Annotated in this window: 5 protein-coding genes; all 5 read left to right on the top strand. The window is 45.5% G+C overall.

Going from position 1 to position 6,553, the window contains the following annotated elements; genetic code table 11:
• Nucleotides 1–231 precede the first annotated feature (231 nt).
• A complete protein-coding gene (locus DMN77_RS11270) occupies nucleotides 232–1,710 on the top strand; it encodes an Lsa family ABC-F type ribosomal protection protein (protein ID WP_179014967.1) in 1,479 nt (492 codons plus the stop codon).
• 333 nt (nucleotides 1,711–2,043) lie between these two features.
• Nucleotides 2,044–3,294: a sensor histidine kinase gene (locus DMN77_RS11265; RefSeq protein ID WP_179014966.1), complete on the top strand. Its 1,251-nt coding sequence runs from the start codon at nucleotides 2,044–2,046 to the stop codon at nucleotides 3,292–3,294.
• Between the two features lie 20 nt (nucleotides 3,295–3,314).
• Nucleotides 3,315–3,968 (top strand): response regulator, encoded by a 654-nt coding sequence (locus DMN77_RS11260; protein ID WP_068781170.1) that lies wholly within the window; start codon nucleotides 3,315–3,317, stop codon nucleotides 3,966–3,968.
• Entirely contained in the window at nucleotides 3,961–4,854 is an 894-nt protein-coding gene (locus tag DMN77_RS11255; RefSeq protein ID WP_179014965.1) for a hypothetical protein, read from the top strand. Before DMN77_RS11260 ends, DMN77_RS11255 begins: the two co-directional genes overlap by 8 nt.
• 124 nt (nucleotides 4,855–4,978) lie before the next feature.
• Nucleotides 4,979–6,511 (top strand): nitrate/nitrite transporter, encoded by a 1,533-nt coding sequence (locus DMN77_RS11250; RefSeq protein ID WP_179014964.1) that lies wholly within the window; start codon nucleotides 4,979–4,981, stop codon nucleotides 6,509–6,511.
• Nucleotides 6,512–6,553: the final 42 nt, after the last annotated feature.

The following is a 6,553-nucleotide window of genomic DNA, read 5'->3' as shown; positions in this document are numbered from 1 at the left end:
TAGCTTGAGCGAAGTGAAAGCTAGCGCCTTTAGACGCGAGCCGGTAATAAAGGCTTATAGCCTTAGAGCAAACCACCCGTTAGACGGGTGGTCATGATTCTCCCATAGATTGGCCTATAAGCTTTGACAATAAAGGAGGGAAGGAATGAGTACCACAGACGCCATCGTTACACATGTAATGCTCCGTATAAGCCGCTAAAATCTATCAAACTTATACGGAGGAATCAAAACATGTCAATCATACAGGTTCAAGACCTAACGTTTTCTTATCCGGGCAGCTATGACAACGTTTTTGAAGGGGTCAGCTTTCAAATAGATACGGATTGGAAGCTTGGATTTATCGGTAGAAACGGACGGGGGAAAACCACATTTTTTAATCTCTTATTAGGGAATTATCAGTATAGCGGGAAGATCACTTCATCGGTAGAATTTAATTATTTCCCATATCCGGTGTCGGATACCGCCAAGTATACTTATGAGGTCCTTGAGGAAATTTGTCCCCAAGCGGAAGATTGGGAATTCCTTCGTGAAATATCTTATCTAAATGTGGATGCCGAGGTCATGTACCGCCCTTTTAGAACCTTATCAAATGGGGAACAAACCAAGGTGCTGCTGGCCGCTCTATTTTTGAAGGAAGGTCAATTTCTGTTAATTGATGAGCCAACCAATCATTTAGACACTGAAGGGCGCAAGATGGTCTCCAATTACTTGAAGAAGAAAAAAGGGTTCATTTTAATTTCGCACGACAGAATCTTTTTAGATGGATGCGTTGACCATATCCTGTCGATCAATAGAGCGAATATTGAGGTTCAAAGCGGGAACTATTCTTCATGGAAGTTGAACTTTGATAGGCAGCAGGAATATGAAGAGGCAACCCATGAGCGTCTACAAAAAGACATCGGGAGATTAAAGGATTCCACAAAGCGTTCGGCAGGTTGGTCTAATCAGGTGGAAGCTTCAAAAAATGGGACAACAAACTCGGGTTCCAAGCTGGACAAGGGGTTTGTAGGACATAAAGCGGCAAAGATGATGAAGAGAGCAAAGAATATGGAGTCAAGACAACAAAAAGCGATTGAAGAAAAGTCCAAGCTGCTAAAAAATGTGGAAAAAACCGAGCCTTTAAAATTGGAACCCTTGGAATTTCACTCGAAAGAATGGATTGTTTTGTCCGATTTGTCTGTTAAGTACGATGAACAGATCGTGAATAAGCCTATTAGCTTTATCGTTGAGCCAGGCGACCGGATTGTACTTGATGGGAAAAACGGGAGCGGAAAAAGCAGTATCCTGAAGCTAATCTTAGGTTATCCGATACCGCATACCGGCTTAATCACTTTAAGCAGTGGATTGATCATATCCTATGTGGAGCAGGATACTTCTCATTTGAAGGGGAGGTTATCAGACTTTATCCAGGAACATGAGATTGATGAATCGTTATTTAAATCGATCTTACGCAAAATGGACTTTGATCGGATACAATTTGAGAAGGATATATCTCATTACTCTGGGGGACAAAAGAAAAAGCTGCTAATCGCCAAAAGCTTATGTGAAAAAGCTCATTTATATATTTGGGATGAACCGTTGAATTTTATTGATATTTTTTCGCGCGTACAGATTGAAGAGCTTGTTCAAACCTTTAATCCAACCATGGTGATTGTTGAACATGATCAGGCCTTTCAACAAACCGTTGCAACAAAGACTATTTCCATGTAGCTGAGGTGTTTTCGCGAAAAAAGGACATTACATATTTATATGTAGTGTCCTTTGCTTTTTCAGAGCTTATAAAGTTGGCAATAGATTCACACAGCCGTTCCACTTATGGACTATTCATGTTAATAAACTCGCGAATCCTCCATTTTTGTCCGTTTATCGCCTACATATGCTTATTTTAACGATACAGAACGTATGTTCTTGACGAACGGAAATGTGGTCGCTATAGAACTGCTGAAGAGAATGCTCTAAGGCATACACGTGATGAGAATCACACTTTGCCCAATTTAATCAATGATAGACTTTCAGTAAATAAGGATGGGGGGAGGAGCACCTTTGTTATCCACGTTTCAGAGAACCAAAGCATTTGCGAAATTCATGGTGAAGAACGGGATCTTAACCCTGAGCACCACCTTGATTATCGTATTTGCGATTCGCGCCGTCCTTCATGAGGAGAGTCGAGGCTGGCCGGAATATGTGCCGGTTTTTTTGTTTGTATTGATGATTACCACGATGTTTTTCTTTATTATTTATTGGCAGAGCCACAAGCTCCGCTCCGAGCAGGAACTGCTCTCGAATGTCTTCAAGCATAGTCCGGATGGAATTCTGGTGCTGGATCATGCCCTAAATATTGTTCGAATGAACCCTGTTGCCGGTCAGATGATCCATATGGATCATGAGTCGGTTTCGATCAATTTCTGCAATCTATGTTCGAATTATCCGGGGTTAAACAAGATTTGTTCCTACCAAAAATGTTTTATTACGTTGCCTAACCAACAGGCTGTGGAATTGCAATTGACGACGCCAAGCGGTTTGACGAAGTCGCTTAATGCCAGCGTCTCGAAATATCGGGATCCCATGTATGGCCAGTTGAACATTATTCGTATACAAGAAGTGGAGGAACAGCGTCAGGAAGAACAGCATCAGATAGCCAAAATGATTACCCACTCTATTTTGTCCGCGCAAGAAAATGAACGCAAACGCATCTCAAGAGAGCTGCACGACGGAATTGGTCAGTCCTTGTACAGTATTTTGATTCAGACGGAGATGCTGAAAGCTTCACTTGAGTCGGAGGAGACTGACGCAGCAGAAGAACCCCTGGATGCTTTGCAGGCATCCATTCGTCATACCATTGAAGATATTCGTGATTTGTCCGTTGAATTGCGACCTTCTGCGCTTGATGATATCGGCCTTGTGGCGGCACTTCGCAACTATGTGAGGTTATATGGGCAGAAATTCGGAATTCAAGTGTTGTTCACGATTGAAGGAGACAGCGGGCGGTTGCCAGCAGCGCATGAAATTGCTTTTTACCGCATCGTTCAAGAGGCGCTTACCAATGCTGCGAAATATTCGCATACCGAAGTCGTCGATGTCAGATTAAAGCTGCTGCCGAGGTTCGCTGAGCTGCATATTCGCGATTATGGAATCGGATTTATGCTGACAACCGAATTGCGTCAAGGCGTTGGACTCTATAGTATGGAGGAGCGCGTCAATATTCTGGGCGGAGAATTCGATATTCAATCGACACCGGGACAAGGAACAGCGATTCAAGTCAAGGTGCCCATTGGCGACCAACACGCTATGTAAACAAAGAGGATGTGTATACGATGGATATCAAAGTGTTAATTGTCGACGATCACGCGGTTGTTCGCAGTGGACTTCGTGCTGTTCTGGATACGAAACCGGGGATTCAGGTCGTGGGAGAAGCAGCGGATGGCATATCTTGCATGAAGGCAGCCTTTGAACTGCATCCTGATCTTGTACTTATGGATTTAAGCATGCCCAATGGTCGCGATGGACTATATACGACAAGCGAACTGCTGCAATCGATGCCGGAGGTCAAGGTCATCATTCTTACGATGCACGATGATGAGCAGTACTTATTTCGCGCGCTGAGAGCAGGCGCTTCCGGTTATATTCTCAAATCGGCCCCAATCTCGGAACTTGTGACGGCCATTACGCAGGTTCATCAAGGACTGGTTTATTTGCATCCGACAGCAACGAAAAAAGTCATCGAGGGTTACTTGCAAGCCCAGACAAGGGAAACAAAGGACGCGTTCGAGACATTAACCGAACGGGAAAAAGAAATTTTGACTCTTGTTGCGAAAGGCTACACCAATAAAGAGGCTGCTGACCTGCTAACGATCAGCGTGAAGACGATTGAGAACCATAAGGCCAATATTATGGAAAAGCTCCAATTAAATAATCGACGGGAACTGATGAAATTCGCATATAGAAGGGGGTTGCTCGATTTTGATTAATGAAAGCGATCAACCGCTGACGATTCAGCAGCAAATTCAACTGGAATTGCAGCAGCTGAAGTCAGACATGGCGCTTGATTTTGTCGCCGTGGCACTGGCTGATGCCAATTACCGGGATATATACTGGAAAATTGCACTTGGCGCCAATTCAGAGCGTTACAAGAAAATCACGGTGCGAATGGGCAACGGAATGGCAGGGAAGGTATTGCAAGCCAGACGCCCCCATGTGGTGACCTCCTTTCCTGAAGAAGTGCAGGATGAGGTGTTGGAATATCCTATTTTCCTCGTGGAATCATTACGTTCTGGCGTAGGGGTCTCGGTAGACTCGGGACGGATCGAACAGAAGGAATCTTACGGCGTCCTGCTCGTAGGTCAGCGGGAGAAGAGGCTATTCAGCCGGCAGGAGATTGAGCGTGTGGAACAAGCAGCCTCCATACTGGCAGCATTATATGACAGCATCACGATCCAGCCTTTGTCAGAGGTTATGCACAGCAAGGTGGAGATGCTTCAATCAAGCCCGCTGCTTAAGCATTTACGGAATTTTCGTGCTCAAGGGGTCACCTGTGAACTGCTGGACCAGCGTATTACGCGATTGCCCGATGAGCGCCAAGAGCAGATCGCAACGATTCTCGAACTGCTCGTATGCCGCTGTATCCAATCCCATGCGGCAGCGAAGATTGTGCTGGGACAGGACGATGGGGGGCATACGTTGGTTGAATATGAATGCGAAGGAGTCTGCCATTTATCCCGGGAGTTGTTTAACCCCGTTCAGGAACAGCTCATCGCATTGAAATGCAACTTGGAAATTATGGTGGAAGAACGACAACAGTCCGTGCGCTTTACCATACCCACGCGATTATTATTGGATGAATTGAATTGGAACTAAATAGCTTAAGTCCGAGATGGGGAATTTCCTAGAAAGCAAATGAGGGAATTCCCCAATTTTTTTTCGTGACAGTCTCCACGGATAATGATCGATAGGTAGTCGATTTCACGAGGAGGAATAAGCAATGAAACGATCCAAAGCGATATTACCCTTGCAAACGTTAAGTCTGATTCTCGGATTTGCGGTATGGGGCATCTTGTCATCATTAATTGTATTTATTAAAGACGGTATTTCACTAACACCGGGACAGCTATCTTTAGTCACGGCGGTCCCGGTTGTCCTGGGTTCGATTCTGAGGATTCCGTTCGGCTATTGGACCAATAAATACGGGGCGCGCAACATGTTTATGATCAGCTTCATCTTGCTGCTCGCTCCTGTATTCTACATCAGTCAAGCCAAGAGCTTCCCGGATCTGATTATAGGCGGGTTGTTCTTAGGGATCTCCGGTGCAACATTCTCCGTAGGGGTAACCTCTTTACCCAAATATTATCCCCAAGAAAGACATGGGTTCGTTAACGGGATTTACGGACTGGGGAACTTGGGCTCGGCGCTAAGCACATTTTTCGCCCCGGTCTTGGCGACACAGATCGGATGGCGTTCGACAGTTCAGGCCTATTTGATTCTGCTCGCGATCTTTGCCCTTGCCAACTTCTTCATAGGCGATCGGAAGGAAACGAAGCTCAATACCCGATTGATGGAACAAATTAAAGGCATCTACAGAAATGAAAAACTGTGGCTGATTTGCTTCTTTTACTTCATTACGTTCGGGGCCTTCGTAGCGTTCACCGTCTTCTTGCCCAACCATCTGGTGAATACCTTCGGGATCAGTAAAGTCGATGCGGGTCTACGTACCGCCGGGTTCGTAACTCTCGCTACCTTTATGCGGCCGGTGGGAGGATGGCTTGGGGATAAGCTCAATCCATTTAAAATACTGCTGTTCGTATTCAGCGGACTTACGATCGGCGGCATTTTGCTCGCTTTCTCCCCGTCGATTCCGCTCTTCACTGTGGGTTGTCTGTTAATCGGTTTATGCGCGGGATTGGGTAACGGTACGATCTTCAAATTGGTTCCGCTTTACTTCGCGAAGCAATCCGGGATTGCGAACGGGTTGATATCGGCGCTGGGCGGATTGGGCGGATTCTTCCCGCCGCTTATGTTATCCTTGCTATTTGCGATGACAGGTCACTATGCGATCGGATTCATGGCGTTGGCAATGGTCGCGCTGTGCAGCGTGCTTCTTGTTCTCTACATGTATTGGCAGGATCGCGTGAAATTAGCGGAACAAATTGTACGAGGCACATCGCAAGCCGTATTGGTTACTAATTCCAAAGGGCTGATTCTAACCGTCAATCCGGCGTTCACAGAAATTACAGGCTACCCCAGTGAGGCTGCTATTGGCCAGAAGCCAGGCTTCTTGAAATCCGGAAAGCATGATAATACCTTCTATGAAGCTATGTGGAGGCAGCTTGGAATAGAAAACGCATGGTCGGGCAACATCTGGAACAAAAAGCAAAATGGCGAATTGTATTTGCAGCATCTGACCATTAACGGGATCAAAAATGATGTTGGTGAGACAAATTATTATGTCGGCGTGTTCAGTGAAATCGACCCTGTGGATATTCAGAACCAATCCCGCAATCACGCAGTGAATCTATAGAGCGCAAGTCATTTCAATGATCGATATCGGGAAATCCCTACT

Source organism: Paenibacillus sp. 79R4 (genome assembly GCF_013393165.1).
Classification (GTDB): Bacteria; Bacillota; Bacilli; order Paenibacillales; family Paenibacillaceae; genus Fontibacillus.
The sequence above is the reverse complement of the archived record's forward strand: the minus strand, read 5'-3'. Positions and strand labels throughout refer to the sequence as shown.

Bases quoted from the DNA above. Each gene is read 5' to 3' on its own strand.
- DMN77_RS11270 (WP_179014967.1), top strand. From the start codon at position 232: ATGTCAATCATACAGGTTCAAGACCTAACGTTTTCTTATCCGGGCAGC.
- DMN77_RS11260 (WP_068781170.1), top strand. From the start codon at position 3,315: ATGGATATCAAAGTGTTAATTGTCGACGATCACGCGGTTGTTCGCAGT.
- DMN77_RS11250 (WP_179014964.1), top strand. From the start codon at position 4,979: ATGAAACGATCCAAAGCGATATTACCCTTGCAAACGTTAAGTCTGATT.